The sequence below is a fragment of the Micromonospora sp. NPDC047521 genome, assembly GCF_055587305.1.
The window spans coordinates 147,130-170,066 of record NZ_JBVJGN010000004.1 but is presented as its reverse complement, the minus strand read 5'-3'; the positions used below and the strand labels follow the sequence as shown (position 1 = coordinate 170,066).

The following is a 22,937-nucleotide window of genomic DNA, read 5'->3' as shown; positions in this document are numbered from 1 at the left end:
ATGGCCGACGGCCTGGAGCGGCTCTGGACGCCGCACCGGATGACCTACATCTCCGGCGAGGACCGGCCCGAGGGCGGCTACGAGAAGCCGACCGGCTGCCCCTTCTGTCTCGCCCCGGGCCTGCCCACCGAGGAGAGCCTCGTGGTGGCCCGCGGCGAGCACGTCTTCGTGGTGCTCAACCTCTACCCGTACAACCCGGGCCACCTGCTGGTCTGCCCGTACCGCCACGTGGCCGACTACACCGACCTGGACGTGCCGGAGACCACCGAGCTGGCCTCGTACACCCAGACCGCCATGCGGGTGATCCGCAAGGTGAGCAACGCGCACGGCTTCAACCTGGGCATGAACCAGGGCGGGGTCGCCGGCGCCGGCATCGCCGCGCACCTGCACCAGCACGTCGTACCCCGCTGGGGTGGCGACGCGAACTTCATGCCGGTGATCGGCCGCACCAAGGTCCTGCCGCAGCTGCTGCACGACACCCGCGACCTGCTCGCCCGCGCCTGGCCGTCCTGACCCGCGAGGTCCGCGCGGCGTCCGCGCCGGTCGGCGTCAGCCGGCGCGCAGCAGCGCGGTCAGCTCCGGCCAGCTCTCCACCCGGTGTACGTGCGGCAGCAGCGCGGCGTACGCGGCGACCTGTGCCGGGCGTGGTCGGAACAGGTAGCGGTGCGGCACCGAATCCAGGTAGCCCAGCACCTCCAGCTTGTCGTCCACGAAGTGGGTCAACCCGAGCCGCCTGGCGATCGGCGCCTTGTCCTGCCGGGTACGGCAGAAGTGCACCCGCTCGACCGGGATGCCCGTGCGGGCCGGGAAGTCGTGGTGGGCGAGCCACTGTCTGGTCCGCCGCTCGGTGGCCTCGCCGCACTTGGACACCAGGTGCACCTCGTCGAACGCCGGCCCGAGCGTCGCCAGAGCGTCGAAGGCCCCGTCGACAGGGGGTGTACGCAGGTAGTGCGCGCCGAAGAGGGACGTGTCGGCATCCTCGTCGGCCGGCTCGATGATCACGCCGCCGATGTCCACACCCAGCAGTCGCATGGCGAGATCATGCCGCATCGTGACAGTCGCCGCGCCCCGCGTGTTCCCGCCCCGGGAGTTGCTACGCGCCGCCCCACGAAGGTGGCACGATCGGCCGATGGCAGTGACGACACGGACGTTGGGGCGCAGCGGCATCGAGGTCAGCGCCCTCGGCATGGGGTGCTGGGCGATCGGTGGCCCCTGGGCGGAGGGTACCCAGCCGCTGGGCTGGGGCGCGGTCGACGACGACGAGTCGGTGCGGGCCGTACGTCGCGCGCTCGAGGAGGGTGTGACCCTGTTCGACACCGCCGACACGTACGGGGCTGGGCACAGCGAGCGGGTACTCGGCCGGGCGCTCGCCGGCCGCCGCGACGAGGCGGTGATCGCCACCAAGTGGGGCTACACGTTCGACGAGGCGACCCGGCAGGCGACAGGCGAGGACGCGTCACCGGCGTACCTGCGGCGTGCCGTCACCGCCTCGCTGCGCCGGCTGGACACCGACCACATCGACCTCTACCAGCTGCACCTGGCCGACCTGTCCGTCCCCCGGGCGGAGGCGCTCGTCGGCACCTGCGAGGACCTGGTCGCCGAGGGCCTGATCCGGGCTTACGGGTGGAGCACCGACCGCCCCGACCGGGCCGCCGCGTTCGGGCAGGCGGCAGCCGGGGCCACCGCCGTGCAGCACGCCCTGTCGGTGTTGCGCGACGCCCCCGAACTGCTGGCGGTCTGCGACAAGTACGACCTGGCCAGCATCAACCAGGGGCCGCTCGGGATGGGCCTGCTCACCGGCAAGTACACGGCCGCGTCGACGCTGCCCCGCGACGACGTGCGGGGGCTCGCGCCGGGCTGGCTGGAGTGGTTCCGGGGTGGCCGGCCGGCGCCGGAGTGGCTGCGCCGCGTCGGCGCGGTCCGTGCCGCGCTCACCGCCGACGGGCGCACCCTCGCCCAGGGCGCGCTGGGGTGGATCTGGGCGCGCAGCGGGCGCACCATCCCGATCCCGGGCTGCCGTACGGTCGCCCAGGTCGAGGAGAACGCCGCCGCGCTGCACCGGGGCCCGTTGCCGGCGGACCAGTTCGTCGAGGTGGAGCGCCAGCTGGCCGCCCTGCGGACCGCCGCCCTCCGCGACGCCGACCGCCCCCACTGGCCCCCTCCCACGCACCCCACCATCCACCCCTGAGCGGGCATCCGTACCCGTCCGGCGTATTCGTCCGGCGTACCCGTCCGGTCCGTGCCGCCGTTTCGTCCCGGACTCGGGTGCCCACCCCACCTGTGAGTGCGGCCTCCTGTAGAGCTGCCCCGTATCTGGGGCGGTGGCCATGGTCGGGTGGTGGTGGCTTGGTCGGGTGGTGGTGGCTTGGTCGGGTGGTGGTGGCTTGGTCGGGTGGTGGTGGCTTGGTCGGGTGGTGGTGGCTTGGTCGGGTGGCGGTGGCTTGGTCGGGTGGGGGTGGTCTGGTCGGGTGGGTGGTCTGGTCGGGTGGCGGTGGCCTGTGAAGCTGCGGTGTGCATGGGGCGGCGGCTCCGTCAGGTCCCGGCGCGCGGGTAGAGCTGCCCCAGATCTGGGGCAGCTCTACAGGGCGCACGACATGCCATGCCAACCCGCCGCACCACCCCTGTCGATCACGAGGTGTGGTGCCTCGCGGATCGTGGGCTCCAGGCTCAGGGGCTCAGGGCTCGGTGGGGCGATGGTCAGGGGGTGTGTTCCTTGCGGGCCTGGTCGGCCAGGTGGGTGGGCATGGGGTCGTGGCGGACGAAGTGACGGCGGAAGGTGCCGGTGCCGGCGGTCATCGAGCGCAGCTCCACCGCGTACCGGAGAAGTTCGATGGCCGGGACCTCGGCGCGGACGAGGGTGCGGCCCTCGGCGTCGGGGTCCGGTTCGGTGCCCAGCACCCGGCCACGCCGGCCGGACAGGTCACCCATCACGGTGCCGACCGAGCCGTCCGGGATCCGGATGGTGACCTCGTCGATGGGCTCCAACAGGGCCGGCTGGCCGCGCTCGGCCGCGTCGCGCAGGGCCAGCGCGCCGGCGGTCTGGAAGGCCGCGTCGGACGAGTCGACGCTGTGCGCCTTGCCGTCGACGAGGGTGACCCGCAGGTCCACGACCGGGTGGCCGGCGACCAGACCGCGTTCGAGCTGGGCGCGGACGCCCTTTTCCACCGAGGGGATGTAGTTGTGCGGCACGGCGCCGCCGACGACCCGGTCGACGAACTCGAAGCCACCGCCCCGGGGCAGCGGCTCGACCTCGATGTCGCACACCGCGTACTGGCCGTGGCCGCCGGACTGCTTGACGTGCCGGCCGTGCCCGGTCGTCGGAACGGTGAGCGTCTCGCGCAGCGACACCTTTACCGGTTCGGTGTCCAGTTCGACGCCGCCGGCGCGGAGCCGGTCGAGCACCACGTCGGCGTGGGCCTCACCCATGCACCAGAGCACCAGCTGGTGGGTTTCGGCGTTGCGCTCGAGCCGCAGGGTGGGATCGCCGGCGACCAGACGGGCCAGGTTGCGGGCGAGGGCGTCCTCGTCGGCGCGGCTGCGGGCGACGATCGCCACCGGCAGCAGCGGCTCCGGCATCTCCCAGGGGGCGATCAGCAGCGGGTCGTCCTTGGCCGAGATGGTGTCGCCGGTCTCGGCGCTGCCCGACTTGGTGATCGCGCAGATGTCGCCGGCCACGCAGTGCGGCACCTCCCGCAGCGTCGCACCCAGCGGGGTGTAGATGTGCCCCACCCGTTCGTCGGCGTCGTGGTCGGGGTGGCCCCGGTCGGCCATGCCGTGCCCGGAGACGTGCACGGTCTGCTCGGGGCGCAGCGTGCCGGAGAAGACACGGACCAGCGAGACCCGGCCGACGTGCCTGTCGACTGTTGTCTTGACCACCTCGGCGACGAGCGGCCCGCTCGGGTCGCAGGTCAGCGGCGGGCGGGGTGAGCCGTCCACGCCGGCGACCGCCGGCAGTTCGTGTTCCAGGGGTGACGGGAACGCGGCGGTCAGCACCTCCAGCAGCGCGTCCAGGCCGACGCCGGTCTCGGCGCAGACCGGCACCACCGGGTAGAAGTGCCCCCGGGCGACCGCCTTCTCCAGGTCCTCGATGAGCACCTCGGTGCTGATCTCCTCGCCGTCGAGGTACCGGTCCATGAGGGTCTCGTCCTCGCTCTCGGCGATGATCCCCTCGATCAGCTCGTTGCGGGACTCGTCGATGGCGGGCTGGTGCTCCGGGTCCGGGTCGCGCACGTCGGCCGGCAGCCCGGCGGTGTAGTCGAAGACCCGGCGGGTGATCAGGCCGAGCAGACCCTCGGTGGAGACGCCGTCGTCGCCGAGCATCGGCAGGTACAGGGGCATCACGTTGTCGCCGAACACTCGCTGGCAGAGCGCCACCGACTCGTCGAAGTCGGCGCGCGGCTGGTCCAGTCGGGCCACCGCCACGGCACGGGGCATGTCGACGGCTGCGCACTCCTCCCACAGCGCCACCGTGGCCGCGTCCATGCCGCCGGCCGCGGAGACGACGAACAGGGCGGCGTCGGCGGCCCGCAGACCGGCGCGCAGCTCGCCGACGAAGTCGGCGTACCCGGGGGTGTCCAGCAGGTTGACCTTGATGCCGTTGTGCAGCAGGGGCGCGCAGGACAGGCTCACCGAGCGCTGCTGGCGCACGGCCGCCGGGTCGTGGTCGCCGACTGTGGTGCCGTCGATGACGCTGCCGGCCCGCCCGATCGTGCCGGTGGCGGCGAGCAGCGCCTCGACAAGTGTCGTCTTGCCCGCGCCGGAATGCCCGACGAGCACCACGTTGCGTACCCGGTCGGGCTCGGTGACCACCGGCGCGCCGCCGGTGGACCCCTTCTCGTGATTCTTCTGCGCCATGGGGCGCACCTCCCTCAGCCGGTGGTGGGTGGCGACCGCCGCGCGACGGGAAGCGGCCCGGGGCGAGTGCGCGGCGATATCCTCCGGTGGTCTGCTGCACAGCGGGAACGGGACGGGCGGACGGGTGAGCTGGCTCACCTCCCCGGCTCGATCTCACACCCGTTGTCGGGTCGACACAAGCCTGCCCCGGCGGGTCGGCGGTACCGGCTGTGTCGGCGGAGCTGGGCGGACCGTTATCGTGGGGACCGCCATGGCGAAGATCTTCCAAGTGTCGGCCCGCGCGGGGATGACCCGCGTCGTCGAGCCGATTGCCCGCGCCCTGCTGCGCGCGGGCGTCACCCCCAATGCCGTCACCGTCGCGGGCACCGTTGGTGTGCTCGTCGGCGCGCTCGGCTTCGGTGCCCGCGGCCATCTGGTCGCGGGCGCGTTGATCGTCACCCTGTTCGCGCTCACCGACCTGCTCGACGGGACGATGGCCCGGATGAGCGGCGGCTCCACCAGGTTCGGCGCCTTCCTCGACTCGAGCATGGACCGGGTCGCCGACAGCGCCGTCTTCGGCGCTGTCGCGTACTGGCTGGCCACGCAGGGCAACCACTCCGGGGTGGCCGCCGCGCTTGTCTGCCTGGCCGCCGGCGGTCTGGTCTCCTACGTCAAGGCCCGCGCCGAGGGGCTCGGCATGACCTGCAACGTGGGCATCGCCGAGCGCACCGAGCGGCTGCTGATCGTCGGGGTCGGCGGGATCCTCACCGGCGTCGGCCTCGATCCGGCGCTGGAGATCGCGCTGTGGCTGCTCGCCGCGGTGTCGATCTTCACGGTGGGGCAGCGGATGGCACACGTCTACCGCCAGGCCCAGCAGCTCCAGCCGGACGGCCAGGCGTGAGCGGCGCGGTGCCGCCCCGGCGCCGGACGACCGGCGGCCGGGTCGCGTGAACCTCACCGAGCTGGGCTACGTCGCCGGCTGGCGGGTCGTCCGCGCGCTACCCCGGCCGCTGGTGGCTGCGGCGTTCCAGGCGGGCGCGGACCGCGCCCACCGGCGCGGCGGCGGGGGTACGGAGCGCCTGCGCGCGAACCTGCGCCGGGTGGTGGGCCCGGAGCTGCCCGAGGCCGAGCTGGACGATCTCGTCAAGCGCGGGCTGCGCTCGTACGCCCGGTACTGGATGGAGGCGTTCCGGCTGCCCGCGTTGAGTCGGGCGCAGATCCTGTCCGGGTTCCGGCTCGACGGCGCCGAACTGCTCGCGGCCGACGTGGCCGCGGGCCGGGGCGCCGTGGTGGCGCTACCCCACGCCGGCAACTACGACGCCGCGGGCGCCTGGGTGGCGGCCACCGGCTGGCCGATCACCACGGTGATGGAACGACTCAAGCCGGAGGGCGTGTACAAGCGTTTCGTGGCCTTCCGCGGGAGCGTGGGCATGGAGATCCTGCCCACCCACGGCGGGCCGCGTCCGGCGTTCGACGTGCTGCTGGACCGGCTACGTGCGGGCGCGGTGGTGCCGCTGCTGGCCGACCGGGACCTCTCCGCCCGTGGGGTGGAGGTGGACTTCTTCGGCGGGAAGACCCGGATGCCGGCCGGGCCCGCGTTGCTCGCGCTGCACACCGGAGCGCCGCTCTACGTGGCCTCGATGTGGTACGAACCGGACGCAGCGTGTGCGTCGCTCGCCGGTCCGCTGCCGGTGCCGGGGCCCGAGGCGGGGCCTTTGGACCAGCGTGTCCGTTCGGTGACGCAGCTGATCGCCGACCGTCTGGCGGCGGGTATCGCCAGGCATCCGGAAGACTGGCACATGTTGCAGCGGATGTGGCTGGACCAGCGGAGGTCGGGGGGCGGCACGGCGCTGCCCCCGTCGTCCGCCGGCCGGTCCTGAAGGGGGTGGGCACTGTGGGATGGTGTCCCGCGGACGAGGGGCGCTGACGCATGCGGATCGGCATCGTCTGCCCGTACTCCTTCGACGTCCCCGGCGGCGTGCAGAACCACGTGATGGACCTCGCCGAGGCGCTGATCGCCCTCGGCCACGAGGTGAGCGTGCTGGCCCCGGCCGACGAGGACTCCCCGCTGCCGCCGTACGTGGTGTCGGCCGGGCGGGCGGTGCCGCTGCCGTACAACGGGTCGGTGGCCCGGATCGCGTTCGGGCCGGTCTCCACGGCCCGGGTCCGACGTTGGATCACCAATGGCGACTTCGACGTGCTGCACGTGCACGAGCCGCTCACGTTGAGCCTGTCGCTGCTGGCCGTGCTCTCCGCGCGGGGGCCGGTGGTGGCCACGTTCCACACCGCGATGACCCGCTCGCGGGTGTTGGCGGCCGCCCAGGGTGTGCTCCAGATCGTGCTGGAGCGGATCACCGCCCGCATCGCGGTGAGCGCGCTGGCCCGCAAGGTGCAGGTCGAGCACATGGACGGCGGCGCCGTGGAGATCCCCAACGGGGTGGCGGTGGCCAAGTTCGCCGACGCCGAGCCGTTGCCGGGCTGGCCGGGGGAGTGCGCCACGGGTACGGGCGGCACGCTTGGCTTCTTGGGCCGGTTCACCGAGGCGCGCAAGGGTTTCCCGGTGCTGCGCGACGCGTTCGTGGCGCTTGCCGGCACGCGGCCAGGGCTGCGGCTGCTGGTGGCCGGCCCCGGTGACCCCGACGACCTGTACGACCAGTTCCCGCCCGAGCTGCACGAGCGGGTGACCTTCCTCGGTCTGGTCACCGAACCGGACAAGGCGCGGATGCTGCGAAGCGTGCACCTCTACGTCGCGCCGAACACCGGCGGCGAGTCGTTCGGCATGATCCTCACCGAGGCCCTGGCGGCCGGTACGACTGTGGTCGCCAGCGACCTGGACGCGTTCCGGCGGGTGCTCGACGGCGGGAGGGCGGGGCGGCTGTTCCCGACCGGCGATCCGGTGGGGCTGCGGGACGCGGTGGGCGAGCTGTTGGACGATCCGGCCGGCCGGGCGACCCTGAGCGCCTGCGGCGACCAGGTGGTGGCGAATTTCGACTGGCCTGTGGTTGCCCGCCGTGTTCTGGAGGTATACGCAGCGGCGATCGAGGCGACCGACGGGCGGGTCATCGACCAGGAATGGGTGGGGCTGGGCTGAGCCGGTGTGACGGATGGTGCGATCGTGACCGGTGCGAACCGGGGTGAGCGCGCCCAATCGGAGGCGAACGGAGCAGCACTACGATGCCGCACATGTGGTGGGTGGTGGCCGGGAGCGTGGTCGTGGGGCTGGTCGCGGCGTACCTCATCTGGACCGCCGGTCGGGTCGAACGACTGCAGGGCCGCGCGGAGCTGGCGGCCCGGGCTCTCGACGCCCACCTGTTGCGCCGGGCGGCGGCCGCGGCCGTGCTCGCGGAGCGCCGCTTCGGCGTCGAGTTGTACGCGGCGGCGCGCATCGCGCTCGACGCGCAGCCCGAGGAGCGGGAGGCGGCGGAGAACGACCTGACCCGGCAGCTACGGTCGGTGCGGTTGGACCCGGCCGATCCGGACTGCGGGGCGGTGATCGCCGCGAGTCGCCGGCTGGCGCTGTCCCGGCAGGTGCACACCGATCTGGTCCGGGACGCCCGTTCGGCGCGCAGCCGTCCGCTTGTGCGGTTGTTGCGGATGGGGCGGGGTCACGAGTGGCCGCGGTACTTCGACATCGACGACCCGACCCTGACGGTGCCGGCGGACGTGCCCGCGAGCTGACCCCGGGGCGGTGAGCGGTGCCACACCGCAGGCCACCGGGGGGTTGATTGGCTGTCGGTGTGGCGTTGTGCCGTACGTAGCATTTTTTCTGCCACCCCCACCGCACGTCCGAGGAGCGATGAGCCGTGTCTGAGACCCCTGCCCCGACCACCGGCACCACCCCCGTCGTCGGCACCGCTCGCGTGAAGCGGGGCATGGCCGAGATGCTCAAGGGTGGCGTGATCATGGATGTGGTCAACGCCGAGCAGGCCAAGATCGCCGAGGATGCCGGCGCGGTCGCGGTGATGGCCCTGGAGCGGGTGCCCGCCGACATCCGCGCGCAGGGCGGGGTGTCGCGGATGAGCGACCCCGACATGATCGACGGGATCATCGAGGCCGTCTCCATCCCGGTGATGGCCAAGGCCCGCATCGGGCACTTCGTGGAGGCGCAGATCCTCCAGTCGCTGGGCGTGGACTACGTGGACGAGTCCGAGGTGCTGACCCCGGCCGACTACGCCAACCACATCGACAAGTGGGCGTTCACGGTCCCCTTCGTGTGTGGCGCGACCAACCTGGGCGAGGCGCTGCGCCGGATCACCGAGGGCGCGGCCATGATCCGCTCCAAGGGTGAGGCCGGCACCGGTGACGTCTCGAACGCCACCACCCACATGCGGAAGATCCGCCAGGAGATCCGCCGGCTCTCCTCGCTGCCCGCCGACGAGCTGTACGTCGCGGCCAAGGAGTTGCAGGCCCCGTACGAGCTGGTCAAGGAGGTCGCCGAGAGCGGCAAGCTGCCGGTGGTGCTGTTCACCGCGGGCGGGATCGCCACCCCGGCGGACGCGGCGATGATGATGCAGCTCGGCGCGGAGGGCGTCTTCGTCGGCTCGGGCATCTTCAAGGCCGGCAACCCGGCCCAGCGGGCCGCCGCGATCGTCAAGGCCACCACCTTCCACGACGACCCGGACGTGCTGGCGAAGGTCTCCCGCGGTCTCGGTGAGGCGATGGTCGGCATCAACGTGGACGAGATCCCGCAGCCGCACCGCCTGGCCGAGCGCGGCTGGTGAGCGCTCTGCCGGGCGGCGTGACGCGGAGAGGAACGGTGTGACGTGACGGCACCCGTGATCGGCGTACTCGCGCTCCAGGGAGACGTCCGCGAGCACGTCGCGGCGCTGGCCGCGGCAGGCGCGGACGCCCGACCGGTCCGCCGTCCGGGGGAGTTGGACGCGGTCGACGGGCTGGTGATCCCCGGCGGGGAGTCCACGACCATCAGCAAACTCGTCGACATCTTCGAGATGCGCGAGCCGATCGACAAGCGGATCGCCGGCGGGATGCCGGTCTACGGCTCCTGCGCCGGCATGATCATGCTGGCCGCCGAGGTGCTCGACGGCCGAGCGGACCAGCGGGGCTTCGCCGGCATCGAGATGACGGTCCGGCGCAACGCGTTCGGCCGGCAGGTCGACTCGTTCGAGGCGCCGGTGGAGATCGACGGGGTGGCGGGGGAGCCGTTCCACGCCGTCTTCATCAGGGCGCCGTGGGTCGAGCGGGTCGGCGCCGGGGTCGAGGTGATCGGCACGGTGACCGGCGGCCCGGCCGCCGACCGGATCGTGGCCGTACGCCAGGGCAACCTGCTGGCCACCTCGTTCCACCCCGAGCTGACCGGCGACCCGCGCGTACACGCGTACTTCGTGGAGCTGGTGCGGTCCGCCTGAGCGGCGGTCGCGGGCGGACGGGCAGGAATCCCGCCCCCGGATCGTTGGTCTGGTAGGGCCCCGGCTCCGTGCCGGCACCCCGGGCAGGTCCCGGGTGTGACATGGCGGGGTGTGACCTCGGTAAGATTGCCGCGGTTCGGCAGGGCCGTCGCCCGGCGCGGCACTCCCGCGGGGCCGACCGGCCGCCGGATCGCCTAATGCGGCGCGGAATCGGTGCGGCAGTCGACGCAGGCGTGGAATGACAGACGGAGGTAGAAGATGTCCGGCCACTCAAAGTGGGCGACGACCAAGCACAAGAAGGCCGTCATCGACGCCAAGCGCGGCAAGATGTTCGCCAAGCTGATCAAGAACGTCGAGGTGGCCGCGCGGACCGGCGGTGGCGACCCCGCCGGCAACCCGACGCTCTACGACGCCATCCAGAAGGCGAAGAAGAGCTCGGTGCCGAACGACAACATCGACCGCGCCGTCAAGCGCGGCTCCGGCCTGGAGGCCGGCGGCGCCGACTGGCAGACGATCATGTACGAGGGGTACGGCCCCAACGGTGTGGCGATGCTCATCGAGTGCCTCACCGACAACCGTAACCGCGCGGCGACCGAGGTGCGCACCGCGCTCACCCGCAACGGCGGGTCCCTCGCCGACGCCGGCTCGGTGTCGTACATGTTCTCCCGCAAGGGCGTGGTGATCGTCCCCAAGGAGGGCACCACCGAGGACGACGTGATGATGGCCGTCCTGGACGCCGGCGCCGAGGAGGTCAACGACATCGGTGAGGCGTACGAGGTGGTCTCCGAGCCGACCGACCTGATCGGCGTGCGCACCGCCCTGCAGGACGCCGGCATCGAGTACGAGTCGGCCGAGTCCTCCCTCATCCCCAGCATGAACGTGCCGCTGGACGAGGAGGGCGCCCGCAAGGTCTTCAAGCTGATCGACGTCCTGGAGGACTGCGACGACGTGCAGAACGTCTACGCGAACTTCGACGTCAGCGACGACGTGATGGCGGCGGTCGACGCCTGACGTCCGGCCCGTCCGGCGTGATCCACACCAGGTCGCCGATATGGGGTGTCCGCGCGAGCGGTTGCCGCCACATCGGCGACCTGACGTGTGTCGGCGCCGCTTCGATCGGGTCGGGACGACGGGGGCCATGGCGGCGGGCCGTAGGCTCTCCTGGGGCGAACGAGGAGGTTCCGGGAGAGATGGTGGAACGCCGATTCGCGCCGGGTGACGTTGTCGTCCGGCGGGAGATCCTGCGGGGCGAGGTCTGGTTCGGCTGCCCGACGATATGTGTCGAGGACTCGCCCGACCTGCTTGCCCTCTACCTCCCGACGGGGGCCGAGTTCGGCTTTCCGACCGACGGTGTCTTTCCCTGTGGTCGGCACCCGTGGGAGACGGCCGGGCACCGCTCCTGGTCGGGGCACGGCAAGCTGATGCTGCACCGGCCGGGCGAGGCGCACTCGGTGGACGTGTTCTGGACGGGCCCGCAACGCGACTTCGCGGGCTGGTACTTCAACCTGCAGGCTCCGCTGCGGCGTACGCCGATCGGGGTGGACACGCTCGACCACGAGCTGGACCTGTGGTGGGGCGCAAACGACGACCGGTACGTCTGGAAGGACGTCGAGATCTTCGCGCAGCGACTCGTCGAGGGGCGCTACCCGGGTATGGCGGACGCGATCCGCGGCGAGGGCGACCGGATCGCCGCCCTGCTCGACGCGGGTCAGCGCTGGTGGGACCCGGCGTGGGCGCGGTGGCAGCCCGACCCGGCCTGGTCGGCGCCCCGGTTGCCGGCCGGCTGGGCCACGGTGCCCACCGGCTGACGACCAGGTCGTTGCCCGTCGGCTCACCGTGGGATCGCCAGCTCCGTTCGCAGCCACGAACGGGTGTGCGGGCCGGTGCCGTACGGGCGGGGGACGGCGACGGGCGCCGGCGTCCGCTCAGGGACACCGACGCCCGCGTGGGCCGTCGCCGCTCAGCCGATGCTCTCGCGCTCCCGCCAGGCGGCGCGCAGCGATGTCCGGCCGTTGGTGCGCAGCAGTGAACCCTCGTAGACCCGGGCCCCGGCGACCACGAACGCGCCGGCGGCGAGCAGCAGGATGACCAGCGACACGATCGGCTCCCAACCGGCCGCGTCGCCGGTGAACAGCCGCAGCGGCATGGCCGTGGGCGACGAGAACGGCACGTAGGACAGCACCCGCATCGCTGTGGCGTTGTCGTTCAGGAAGATCACCGCGAAGAACGGCAGCATGACGGCGAGCTGCACAGGTGTCGACACCGCGGCGACGTCCTCCTGCCGGTTGGCCAGCGCCCCGGCCGCCGCCCACATCGCGGCGAGCAGCACGAAGCCGACCAGGAAGAACGGCACGAACCAGCCGATCGCCGGGGCGAGCAGGCTGAGCAGGCCGGCGCTGTCGCCGATCTGCATGCCGATCACGGCCACCACGGCGATGAGCGCGATCTGTGCGAACGCCAGGATGCCACCGGCCACCACCTTGCCGGCCAGCAACGCCCGTACCGGCACCGCCGCGACCAGGATCTCCACGATCCGGGTCTGCTTCTCCTCGGTGACGCTCTGCGCGATCTGCAGGCCGAAGGTCTGCGAGGTGATGAAGAAGACGAACGCGAAGATGAACGGCACCAGGAACGCCACCACCGGGTCCACCGCGTCCGGGTCGAGCAGTTGCACGGGTGGCGAGGTGCTCAGCGCCTGGACCACATCGGTGGGGGACTCGTCCATCGCGAGGACCTTCGGACCGGAGACCACCGCCGCGTCCACGTCACCGTCGCGGACGGCCTGCTCGGCGGCCCGGTCGTCGGCCACCACGCGGACGTCGAGTCCGGCGTCCCGTAGCGGCCCGGCTGCCTCCTGGGTGACGGCCACAGTGTCCGGACCGCCGGAGAGCAGCGGCGGCAGGATGGTGCCCGCCGCCGCGATCAGCAGGAAGAACAGGGTGCCGAACAGGAACGTGCGGTCGCGGATTTTGACCCGGATCTCACGTTCGGCGACCAGCCGGGTGGCCTGGGTGACGTTCACTGGGTGACCTCTCGGAAGATCTCGGTGAGCGAGGGGCTGACCGGGCGGAAGGCGCGGACCGGGCCGCGGGCGAGGGCCGCCTGCAGCACGGGCTGTTCGTCGCCGCCGGCCGGCAGGTCGAAGACGACTCGCGCGCCGTCCAGTTCGACCAGGGTGACCCCTGGGTGGTCGCGTACCCAGCCTGCGTCCCCGGCCACCACCAGCTCGTAGCGGGGCACGGTGTACGAGTCGCGTAGTTGCTGCCGGCTGCCCGCGGCGCGGATCACCCCGTCGCCGATGATCACCAGGTCGTCGCAGAGGCGCTCCACGACATCGAGCTGGTGGCTGGAGAAGAGCACCGGCGCTCCGGCCGAGGCCCGTTCCCGCAGCACTGTGACGACGGTGTCGACGGCGAGGGGGTCGAGGCCGGAGAACGGCTCGTCGAGCACCAGCACCTCGGGGTCGTGCACCAGCGCGGCGGCGATCTGCGCGCGTTGCTGGTTGCCCAGCGACAGCGTCTCCAGCAGGTCGTCGCCGCGCGCACCGAGCCCGACCCGTTCCAGCAGCGTGTCGGTGGCGCGCCGAGCCGCCGGTGCGTCCAGGCCGTGCAGCCGGCCCAGGTAGGCCACCTGCTCCCGGGTGGTCATCTTGGGGTAGAGGCCGCGCTCCTCGGGCATGTAACCGAAGCGCCGGCGGTCCTGCCGGGTCAGCGTCCTGCCGCCCCAGCTCACCTCGCCGGCGTCGGCGGACAGCACACCCAGGATGATCCGCATGGTGGTGGTCTTGCCGGCGCCGTTGGCGCCCACGAAGCCGGTCATCCGGCCGGCGGCCACCTCGAAGGACACGTTCTTGAGCACCTGCCGGTCGCCGAAACAGCGGTCGACGCCGTCGAGGCGAAGCGTTCTGGTCACGCATCCACGCTAGATCGAACACGCCGGCCCGCCGTCCGTCCGACGGCTGAGTCGGTGGTCCGTCGTGCGACGGACGGCGGTCAGCCGCCGGGGCGAACCACCCCGTTCTCGTAGGCGAACACCACCGCCTGCACCCGGTCGCGCAGGCCCAGTTTGGCCAGCACCCGACTCACGTGCGTCTTCACCGTCGCCTCGCCGAGGTGGATGCTCGCGGCGATCTCCGCGTTGCTCGACCCGCCGGCGAGCAGCACCAGCACCTCCCGTTCCCGCGGGGTCAGCCCGGCCAGCGCGGCGTCGGCCTCCGGTCCCCGGTGAGCGGTGCCCGCCGGGTCACCGGGACGGGCGAAGGTGGAGATCACCCGGCGGGTGATCTCCGGGGCGAGCAGACCGTCGCCGCGGGCCAACACCCGGATCGCCTCGACCAACTCCTCCGGCGTGCCGTTTTTGAGCAGGAAACCGCTGGCCCCGGCCCGCAGCGCGGCGAAGAGATAGTCGTCGCGGTCGAAGGTCGTGAGGATCAGCACCGCCGGCCCACCGGGCCCACCGGCGGTGATCTGCCGGGTGGCCTCCAGGCCGTCCATCCCGGGCATCTCCACGTCCATGAGTACGACGTCCGGGCGGGTGGCTCGGGTCATGGCGACGGCCCGTCCGCCGTCGGCCGCCTCGCCGACCACCTCAATGTCGTCCTCCACCTCGAGGATGACCCGGAAGCCGGTGCGGACGAGGTGCTGGTCGTCGGCGAGCAGCACCCGGACGGTCGGACCCGGGGCCGACGTTTCGCCGGTCGGTGCGGCGCTCATGCCGAACGCGCCGTTTCGACGATGACCGGCTGCTGCTCGTCGCTCGGCGCCCGCTGCGCGCCGACCTGCGGGTCCGCCGGTGCCGGCAGTGGGAAGCGGGCGCGTACCCGCCAACCGCCGCCGGCGCGGGGGCCGGCCTCCAGTTCGCCGTCGTGGGCGGTGACCCGCTCGCGCATGCCGATCAGGCCGAGCCCGGCGGCGTCGGGTCGGCCGGGTCGTCCGTCGTCTGTCACGTCGACCTCCATCTCCCGGGCCAGGTACCGGACCCGCACGTCCAGCAGGCCCGCCCCGGCGTGCTTCAGCGTGTTGGTGACCGCCTCCTGCGTCACCCGGTAGGCCGCCTGCGACACCGACTCGGGCAGCGCTACGGGGTCGCCGTACACCCCGAGGGTGGCCGTCAGACCCGCGGCCCGCGCCCGCTCGACCAGCTCGGCGATCCGCTCGACGTCGCCGGCCGTGGGCTGTTCGACGTCGGCGTCGCCGGAGGCGCGCAGCACGCCGAGCATCCGGCGCAGTTCGTCGACGGCCGTGCGGGCGCTCTGCTCGATGGCGGTCAACGCGGTGCGGGCCTTGCCCGGGTCGCGGTCGAACACCCGCCGGCAGGCGGACGCCTGCACCCCCATCACCGACACGTGGTGGGCGACCACGTCGTGCAGTTCCCTGGCGATCCGGACCCGTTCACCGAGCACCGCCCGTTCCCGGGACTCGGCCTGGGAGCGGCGCAGGTCCTCGGCCTGTTCGCGAAGCTCGTGCTCGCGTCGTGCGGCCACCCAGGCGGTCTCGCCGAAGAAGTACGCGAACCCGAAGACGAGCACGTTGGCCAGGACGCCGGTGACCATCGCGGCGAGCACCGGCGGCACCGGCCCGACCGCGTCGGCGAACGCGTCCGGCGGGATGTGGTCGATCTTCACCGCGTAGTAGACGCCCAGCCAGGCGAACATCGTGGCGATCACGCCGATCCGCAGCCGGCGGGCCAACAGGTGATCGGGCCCCCACGCGCCGAGGGTGTAGAGGGCGCAGAACAGGGCCCACGAGGAGAACTGGGTCTCCGGGGCCGACCGTGCCTGCGCGGCGATGAACGCCCCCGAGACGACCAGCAGGGTGGCGGCCGGCCAGCGTCGGCGCCAGATCAGCGGCAGGGTCACCGCGACGGTCCAGAACAGTTGCTCCGGCCCGGACGGGGGCGGACCCAGCTGGAACGCCCCGGTGCTGCGGGCCAGCGTGAGGCTGACCAGCGCCAGCCCGGTCACCGCCAGCCCGAGCCACACGTCGTTGCGGCGCTGCTGCGGCGTCGGCCCGGGACGGCGCCATTCCTCTCGCTCTGCGACGACTGCCATCCGGGAACGATGCCACGTCAGCCGCCGTACCGGCAGACCTGGCGGGTCGGTGCGGCCCGGGTCACGTCCACGGGCGGCGGCCCGGCGCGGGGTACGCGCCGGGCCGCCGTGTCCGGTGTCGCTCACGCCGCCTGGCGGCGCGTCTTCAGGGCGGTGTCGATCAGATCCCACACCATGATCACGGCCACGCCCACCGCGATCGTTGCGCCGAGCGTGTTGCGGTTGTCCGCGTCGGCCAGCCAGGCCAGGCGCTCGCCGAGGGCCGGGTTGAGCAGCCGGTCGTTGAGGGCCAGCCACACAACCGGCACCGAGAACGCCAGGTTGAGCAGGGCCTTGGTCCCGTACAGGGGCCAGGTCCAGCGTCCGACCCGGTACTTCACGATCTCGAACACCACGCTGGCGGCCAGGACGACGATCAGCGCCGGCAGCCAGAAGGACCAGAGCGCCGGTTCGAGGACCGGGATGTTGTCGCCGTCGGTGTCGCGCACCCAGGACCGGTAGTGCTGCAACGGCAGGTACGCGATCGTCACCAGCAGCATGACCACGGACGCGACGGTCTCGGGCAGGGAGATGTCGCGGTGCGCCGGGACGTCGGGCAGTTGGTCGACGGTCCAGTCCGGCAGGTCGACGGCGGGCTGGAACCGGTCGATGAGGACGAAGGTCAGGGTGAGCCAGAAGGCGATCTGCACCCCTGTCTGCATGGCCGCGACGATGCCGGGCCCGATGGCGCCGAAGCCCTTGCCCTCGGCGACCTCGACGATGGCGACGATCGTGCCGACGATCGCCGGGATGAGACTGAGCAGCAGCTTCATCAGCCGCCACCAGATCAGGTAGTACGTCGGCCCGAGGAGTTGCAGTCGACGGTCGGCGTACCGGGCGGCCAGCAGATCGGGGTTGCCCAGCTCGGTGAGCACGTCCCGCTCGGCGGTGACGGGGTCGGCGCCGCCGCTGGTGCGGTCGTCGATCATGTCGCCGATGGAGGCGCGCAGCTCGGTGGCGATCTCGTCGCGGCGCTGGGTGGGCACCGAGCGGAGGGTGGCGGCGAGGTAGCGGTCGGTCAGGGTGTTCATCGGTCGACTCCTTGGATCAGCCCGGTGATGGAGGTCTGCACGGCGGCGAGGTCGTCGAGGAGCCGGCTCAGCATCGACTCGCCCTCGTCGCTGGTCCGGTAGAACTTGCGCGGCCGGCTCTCCTCGGTGTTCCACTCGCTGGTGAGCAGCCCCTGGTCCTCGAGGCGGCGCAGAAGCGGGTAGAGGGTGTTGGCGTCGACCGGGAAGCCGTGGTCGGTGAGCCGTTGCAATAGTGCGTAGCCGTAGTCCGGTCGGCGGAGCGCCACCAGGCTGGCCACCACGACGGTGCCTCGACGCAGCTCCTGCAGATGCGTCCGTAGAACGTCCTCGCTAACCATGTGTCACACCGTACTGTGTGGCACACACTGTTGTCTACGCCTATAACGTCGCGTCTGTTGGGGGTGCGCGGCGGCGGCCGGACGTTCGGCCCGGCGACGGAGCCGCGCAGGCCCTCCGACCAGGCACTCCGGCTCTCCTTTGCTCTGCCGCCGCGGATGCGCCACCCAGGTCGCTGCCGGGGGGCGGTGCGTATGTGGCAGCAGAGCAAAGGAGGGCGCACATGAGCCTGGCCCGGCGCCCAGGGGGCGTCGGGCCAGGTGGTCGGATGACGCGCTCGCCGCGTCGTACGTGCTACTCGAAGCGGGACACGTCTCCCGCGCCCCGGCGCAGGATCTCCGGCTCCGACCCGGACAGGTCGATCACCGTCGTCGGCTCCTTGCCGCAGTCGCCGGCGTCCAGCACCGCGTCGAGCTGGTGGTCGAGCCGTTCCTTGATCTCCCAGCCCTGGGTCATCGGCTCGTCGTCGCCGGGAAGCACAAGCGTGCTCGACACCAGTGGCTCGGCCAGCTCGGCCAGCAGCGCCTGGGTCACCGTGTGCCGGGGTACGCGGACACCGACTGTGCGCTTTCTGGGGTGCAGCATCCGGCGGGGCACCTCACGGGTGGCCGGCAGGATGAACGTGTAACTGCCCGGGGTGGACGCCTTGACCAGCCGGAACACCGCATTGCTGATCTGGACGAACTGGCCGAGCTGCGCGAAGTCCCGGCAGACCAGGGTGAAGTGGTGCCTGTCGTCGAGGTGACGGATCTGCCGGATCCGGTCCAACCCGTCCTGGTTGCCCAGCTGGATGCCGAACGCGTAACAGGAATCCGTCGGATAGGCGACCAGCCCTCCACCGCGGATCAGGTCGGCGACCTGGCCGATGATCCGGGGCTGCGGGTTCTCCGGGTGCACGTCGTAGTACCTCGCCATGCTGACGAGCCTAGGCTCATCCGCCGACGTCGAGGGGGCGCGGGCCCGGCCGGACCGGTCGGTCCTGCGGAACGCCCCGGCTGTCGCTCAACGGGTAACGTCCACCCGATGGAGCACGGTGAGACTCGCCTGACAGGCCCTCTTCATGCCCGGTCCCTGGAGACTCCGCGGCTGCTGCTGCGCCGCTGGCACAGCGATGATCTGGACGGGTTCGCCGCCGTCAACGCGCACCCCGAGGTGATGCGCTACATCCATGACGGCCGCACCCTGGACCGGGCCGCGACCGCGGAGCGTCTGGCCACCTACCGGCGGCACTGGGACGAGCGCGGCTTCGGCCTGTACGCGGTAGAGATCAGAGAGACGGGCGAGCTGGCTGGTTTCACCGGACTGGCGGTGCCGACCTTCCTGCCCGAGATCATGCCGGCGGTGGAGATCGGCTGGCGGCTCGGCCGCGCGTACTGGGGCCGGGGTCTGGCCACCGAGGCGGCCCGGGCGGTCGTCGCCCACGCTCGTGCCGAGCGCGGCCTGCGGCGACTGGTCAGCATCCACGTCGTCGGCAACGAGGCGTCCGCGCGGGTGATGATCAAGCTGGGGATGTCGCTGGAGCGCGAGACAGTGCAGCCGGACACCGGCCGCCGGGTCCGGGTCTACGCGATGAACCTCTGAGCGGGTCGTCGTGTCCAGGACCGAGGCCGCCGACACACGGGCGGCGCGGCCGGTGGAGCCGTCGAGATCACCTCGGTAGGGTAGGTGCCGGTCGGCTCCGACCAACAAGATCCACACCGCCGGGGGGCGCCACGCATGGCCGATTCGTTCGCGCATCTGCACGTGCACACCGAGTACTCGATGCTCGACGGAGCGGCCCGGCTGAAGGACCTGTTCACCGAGGCCAACCGGCTTGGCATGTCGGCCGTGGCGATCACCGACCACGGCAACATGCACGGCGCGAACGACTTCTACAAGCAGGCGATGGCCGCCGGGATCACCCCGATCCTGGGCGTCGAGGCGTACGTGGCGCCGGAGTCGCGCTACCACAAGGCGCGGGTCAAGTGGGGTCGGCCGGAGCAGAAGAGCGACGACGTCTCGGGTAACGGCGCGATCACCCACAAGACGATGTGGGCGAAGAACGCGCAAGGCCTGAAGAACCTGTTCACCCTCAACTCGCGGGCGTCCATGGAGGGCCACTACATCAAGTGGCCACGGATGGACATGGAGCTGATCGCCGAGTACGCCGAGGGGATCATGGCCACCACCGGCTGCCCGTCCGGCGCGGTGCAGACCCGGCTGCGGCTGGGTCAGTTCGACGAGGCCCTCAAGGTCGCCGCCAGCTACCAGGACATCTTCGGCAAGGACAACTACTTCGTCGAGATCATGGACCACGGGCTCTCCATCGAGAGCCGGGTCCGTGAGGGGCTCACCGAGATCGCCCGCAAACTGAACATCCCGCCGGTGGTCACCAACGACTCGCACTACACGGTCGAGGAGCAGGCCACCGCCCACGACGTGCTGCTCTGTGTGCAGACGGCCAGCAACATCGACGACCCGAACCGGTTCCGCCTGGAGGGCGGCGGCTACTTCATCAAGAGCGCCGACCAGATGCGCGCGGTCGACTCGTCCGAGTTGTGGCAGCAGGGCTGCCGCAACACGCTGCTGGTCGCCGAGAAGGTCGACCCGAAGGGCATGTTCGAGTTCCACAACCTGATGCCGCGCTTCCCGGTGCCCGACGGGGAGACCGAGGAGTCCTGGTTCCGCAAGGAGACCTTCGCCGGCCTGGCCCGCCGCTACCCGAACGGCATCCCCGAGGGCCACGTCGTGCAGGCCGAGTACGAGCTGGGCGTCATCAACCAGATGGGCTTCCCGTCGTACTTCCTCGTGGTCGCCGACTTCATCCAGTGGGCGAAGAGGCAGGGCATCGCGGTGGGTCCGGGTCGTGGCTCGGCCGCCGGCTCCCTGGTCGCGTACGCGCTGGGCATCACCGACCTCGACCCGATCCAGCACGGCCTGATCTTCGAGCGGTTCCTCAATCCCGAGCGGGTCTCGATGCCGGATGTCGACATCGACTTCGACGAGCGTCGGCGCGGTGAGGTGATCAAGTACGTCACCGACAAGTGGGGTGAGGACAAGGTCGCCCAGATCGCGACGTTCGGCACGATCAAGGCGAAGGCCGCGATCAAGGACTCGGCCCGGGTGCTGGGTTTCCCGTACGCGGTGGGCGACCGGATCACCAAGGCGATGCCGCCGGCCGTGATGGGCAAGGACATCCCGCTCACCGGCATCTTCGACCCGAAGCACCCCCGGTACGCCGAGGCCGGCGAGATCCGGGGCCTGTACGACTCCGACCCGGACGTGCGCAAGGTGATCGACACGGCGAAGGGCATCGAGGGGCTGATCCGGCAGACAGGTGTGCACGCGGCGGGCGTCATCATGTCCGCCGAGCCGATCATCGAGCACATCCCGTTGATGCGCCGCGACGCCGACGGGGCGATCATCACGCAGTTCGACTATCCGACCTGCGAGTCGCTCGGGCTGTTGAAGATGGACTTCCTCGGCCTGCGCAACCTGACGATCATCGACGACGCGGTCAAGAACATCGAGTTGAACCACGGCACGAAGCTCGACCTGCTGGCCCTGCCACTTGACGACAAGGCCGCCTACGAGCTGCTGGCGCGCGGCGACACCCTGGGCGTGTTCCAGCTCGACGGCGGGCCGATGCGCTCGCTGCTGCGGTTGATGAAGCCGGACAACTTCGAGGACATCTCGGCCGTCCTGGCGCTGTACCGGCCCGGCCCGATGGGCGTCGACTCGCACACCAACTACGCGCTGCGCAAGAACGGGCTCCAGGAGATCACGCCGATCCACCCGGAGCTGGAGGAACCGCTGCGGGAGATCCTGGCGCCCACCCACGGCCTGATCGTCTACCAGGAGCAGGTGCAGCGGGCCGCGCAGATCCTCGCCGGCTACACCCTCGGTCAGGCGGACCTGCTGCGCCGGGCCATGGGTAAGAAGAAGAAGGAAATCCTCGACAAGGAGTTCATCCCCTTCCGGGACGGCTGCCGCGAGCGCGGCTACTCCGACGAGGCGATCCAGGCCGTTTGGGACGTCCTGGTCCCGTTCGCCGGATACGCCTTCAACAAGGCGCACTCCGCCGCGTACGGGCTGGTCTCCTACTGGACGGCGTACCTCAAGGCGCACTACCCGGCCGAGTACATGGCCGGGCTGCTGACGTCCGTCGGTGACGACAAGGACAAGATGGCGCTGTACCTGTCCGAGTGCCGCCGGATGCGCATCCAGGTGCTGCCACCGGACGTGAACACCTCGGCGGGCCCGTTCACACCTGTCGGCAAGGACATCCGCTTCGGCCTGGCCGCCGTGCGCAACGTCGGCGCGAACGTCGTCGCCTCGATCATGCGGTGCCGCCAGGAGAAGGGCGACTACACCGACTTCTACGACTTCCTGTCCAAGGTGGACGCGGTGGTCTGCAACAAGAAGACGATCGAATCGCTGATCAAGGCGGGGGCCTTCGACTCGCTGAACCACCCGCGTAAGGGCCTGCTCGCGGTGCACGCGGACGCCATCGACGCGTACGCCGACGTCAAGCGCAAGGAGGCAGTCGGCCAGTACGACCTGTTCGGCGCGGGCTTCGGCGACGCCGACACGGGCAGCACGACCGTGATGCCTGTCATCGGCGACAGCGAGTGGGACAAGCGCGACAAGCTGGCCTTCGAACGCGAGATGCTCGGCCTGTACGTCTCGGACCACCCGCTGTTCGGCCTGGAGCACATCCTCAACGCGGCGGCCGACACCACGATCGCCTCCCTCGCCGAGGACGGCGCGGTGCCCGACGGGGCTGTGGTCACCCTCGCCGGCATCCTCTCCGGGGTGCAGCGGCGGGTCACCAAGCAGGGCCGGGCGTGGGCGTCGGCCACCCTTGAGGACCTGGCCGGTGGGGTGGAGACGCTGTTCTTCCCCAACACGTACGAGGTGATCGGGCAGTACATCGCCGAGGACGCCATCGTGGTGGTCAAGGGCCGCGTGGACCGCCGCGACGACACCCCACGCATCATGGCCATGGACATGTCCATGCCGGACGTCAGCACCAGCGCCACCAACAAGCCGGTCACCCTGACCATTCCGGTGCACAGGTGCACGCCACCGCTCGTGGAACGCCTCAAGGAGACCCTGGTGCTCCACCCCGGCGACACCGAGGTGCACGTCAAGCTGCTCAACGGTGGTCGCACCACCACCCTGCGGCTGGGTCCGTTCCGGGTCGCGGCGACCACCGCGCTGATGGGTGACCTGAAGAGCGTCCTCGGCCCGGCCAACGTGAGCTGACCGGTCCGCGGCCCGGCCGGCGTCGGCCGGGCCGCG

Annotated in this window: 21 protein-coding genes; 12 read left to right on the top strand and 9 right to left on the bottom strand. The window is 71.5% G+C overall.

The features are described from left to right. The gene (locus ACZ6N8_RS11495; protein ID WP_466009828.1) at positions 1 to 513 is read left to right on the top strand and encodes an HIT family protein; all 513 of its coding nucleotides are present in this window, start codon (positions 1 to 3) and stop codon (positions 511 to 513) included. Positions 514 to 549: 36 nt separating this feature from the next. Here ACZ6N8_RS11495 and ACZ6N8_RS11490 read toward each other — a convergent pair whose 3' ends face one another. Next, positions 550 to 1,032, bottom strand: a complete 483-nt coding sequence (locus ACZ6N8_RS11490) for a hypothetical protein (RefSeq protein WP_466009361.1) — start codon at positions 1,030 to 1,032, stop codon at positions 550 to 552. 97 nt (positions 1,033 to 1,129) lie between these two features. On the opposite strand from ACZ6N8_RS11490, the gene ACZ6N8_RS11485 reads away from it, so the two are divergent. Beyond that, entirely contained in the window at positions 1,130 to 2,188 is a 1,059-nt protein-coding gene (locus ACZ6N8_RS11485) for an aldo/keto reductase (protein WP_466009360.1), read from the top strand. Between the two features lie 509 nt (positions 2,189 to 2,697). Here the strand turns inward: ACZ6N8_RS11485 and ACZ6N8_RS11480 are convergent. Further along, on the bottom strand, positions 2,698 to 4,854 hold the full coding sequence (locus tag ACZ6N8_RS11480; protein WP_466009358.1) for an elongation factor G-like protein EF-G2: 2,157 nt from the start codon (positions 4,852 to 4,854) through the stop codon (positions 2,698 to 2,700). Between the two features lie 250 nt (positions 4,855 to 5,104). Here ACZ6N8_RS11480 and pgsA point away from each other — a divergent pair, with 250 nt between their 5' ends. The 8 genes from pgsA (at position 5,105) to ACZ6N8_RS11440 (ending at position 12,007) form a co-directional block, all read left to right on the top strand. Next, on the top strand, positions 5,105 to 5,734 hold the full coding sequence (gene pgsA / locus ACZ6N8_RS11475) for a phosphatidylinositol phosphate synthase (protein ID WP_364371315.1): 630 nt from the start codon (positions 5,105 to 5,107) through the stop codon (positions 5,732 to 5,734). Between the two features lie 46 nt (positions 5,735 to 5,780). Then, on the top strand, positions 5,781 to 6,713 hold the full coding sequence (locus ACZ6N8_RS11470) for a phosphatidylinositol mannoside acyltransferase (RefSeq protein WP_466009356.1): 933 nt from the start codon (positions 5,781 to 5,783) through the stop codon (positions 6,711 to 6,713). Positions 6,714 to 6,763: 50 nt separating this feature from the next. Further along, a complete protein-coding gene (locus ACZ6N8_RS11465) occupies positions 6,764 to 7,924 on the top strand; it encodes a glycosyltransferase family 4 protein (protein ID WP_466009354.1) in 1,161 nt (386 codons plus the stop codon). 83 nt (positions 7,925 to 8,007) lie between these two features. Then, positions 8,008 to 8,511 (top strand): hypothetical protein, encoded by a 504-nt coding sequence (locus tag ACZ6N8_RS11460; protein ID WP_139587601.1) that lies wholly within the window; start codon positions 8,008 to 8,010, stop codon positions 8,509 to 8,511. A gap of 125 nt (positions 8,512 to 8,636) precedes the next feature. Then, entirely contained in the window at positions 8,637 to 9,554 is a 918-nt protein-coding gene (gene pdxS, locus ACZ6N8_RS11455; RefSeq protein ID WP_466009353.1) for a pyridoxal 5'-phosphate synthase lyase subunit PdxS, read from the top strand. A gap of 42 nt (positions 9,555 to 9,596) precedes the next feature. Next, on the top strand, positions 9,597 to 10,199 hold the full coding sequence (pdxT, locus tag ACZ6N8_RS11450; RefSeq protein WP_466009351.1) for a pyridoxal 5'-phosphate synthase glutaminase subunit PdxT: 603 nt from the start codon (positions 9,597 to 9,599) through the stop codon (positions 10,197 to 10,199). A 258-nt stretch (positions 10,200 to 10,457) separates the two neighbouring features. Then, positions 10,458 to 11,210 (top strand): YebC/PmpR family DNA-binding transcriptional regulator, encoded by a 753-nt coding sequence (locus ACZ6N8_RS11445; protein WP_364371293.1) that lies wholly within the window; start codon positions 10,458 to 10,460, stop codon positions 11,208 to 11,210. A gap of 179 nt (positions 11,211 to 11,389) precedes the next feature. Continuing rightward, a complete protein-coding gene (locus tag ACZ6N8_RS11440; protein ID WP_466009349.1) occupies positions 11,390 to 12,007 on the top strand; it encodes a ribonuclease FAU-1 family protein in 618 nt (205 codons plus the stop codon). Between the two features lie 152 nt (positions 12,008 to 12,159). On the opposite strand, the gene ACZ6N8_RS11435 is transcribed toward ACZ6N8_RS11440, so the two are convergent. The 7 genes from ACZ6N8_RS11435 to ACZ6N8_RS11405 form a co-directional block, all read right to left on the bottom strand. After that, a complete protein-coding gene (locus tag ACZ6N8_RS11435; RefSeq protein ID WP_466009347.1) occupies positions 12,160 to 13,221 on the bottom strand; it encodes an ABC transporter permease in 1,062 nt (353 codons plus the stop codon). Further along, positions 13,218 to 14,111 (bottom strand): ABC transporter ATP-binding protein, encoded by an 894-nt coding sequence (locus ACZ6N8_RS11430; protein ID WP_466009345.1) that lies wholly within the window; start codon positions 14,109 to 14,111, stop codon positions 13,218 to 13,220. Before ACZ6N8_RS11430 ends, ACZ6N8_RS11435 begins: the two co-directional genes overlap by 4 nt. Before the next feature lie 80 nt (positions 14,112 to 14,191). Further along, positions 14,192 to 14,911, bottom strand: a complete 720-nt coding sequence (locus ACZ6N8_RS11425) for a response regulator (RefSeq protein WP_466009343.1) — start codon at positions 14,909 to 14,911, stop codon at positions 14,192 to 14,194. After that, entirely contained in the window at positions 14,908 to 16,248 is a 1,341-nt protein-coding gene (locus tag ACZ6N8_RS11420; RefSeq protein WP_466009341.1) for a sensor histidine kinase, read from the bottom strand. The genes ACZ6N8_RS11425 and ACZ6N8_RS11420 overlap by 4 nt, the downstream gene beginning before the upstream one ends. A gap of 122 nt (positions 16,249 to 16,370) precedes the next feature. Continuing rightward, complete coding sequence (locus tag ACZ6N8_RS11415) at positions 16,371 to 17,318, bottom strand: permease prefix domain 1-containing protein (RefSeq protein ID WP_466009340.1); 948 nt, start codon at positions 17,316 to 17,318, stop codon at positions 16,371 to 16,373. Continuing rightward, on the bottom strand, positions 17,315 to 17,656 hold the full coding sequence (locus ACZ6N8_RS11410; RefSeq protein ID WP_110564981.1) for a PadR family transcriptional regulator: 342 nt from the start codon (positions 17,654 to 17,656) through the stop codon (positions 17,315 to 17,317). Before ACZ6N8_RS11410 ends, ACZ6N8_RS11415 begins: the two co-directional genes overlap by 4 nt. Before the next feature lie 292 nt (positions 17,657 to 17,948). Then, positions 17,949 to 18,569, bottom strand: coding sequence for an L-threonylcarbamoyladenylate synthase (locus ACZ6N8_RS11405; protein WP_278138678.1), 621 nt, complete (start codon positions 18,567 to 18,569; stop codon positions 17,949 to 17,951). Positions 18,570 to 18,677: 108 nt separating this feature from the next. Here ACZ6N8_RS11405 and ACZ6N8_RS11400 point away from each other — a divergent pair, with 108 nt between their 5' ends. After that, entirely contained in the window at positions 18,678 to 19,235 is a 558-nt protein-coding gene (locus ACZ6N8_RS11400) for a GNAT family N-acetyltransferase (RefSeq protein WP_466009337.1), read from the top strand. 135 nt (positions 19,236 to 19,370) lie between these two features. After that, entirely contained in the window at positions 19,371 to 22,901 is a 3,531-nt protein-coding gene (dnaE, locus tag ACZ6N8_RS11395) for a DNA polymerase III subunit alpha (RefSeq protein ID WP_466009335.1), read from the top strand. Positions 22,902 to 22,937: the final 36 nt, after the last annotated feature.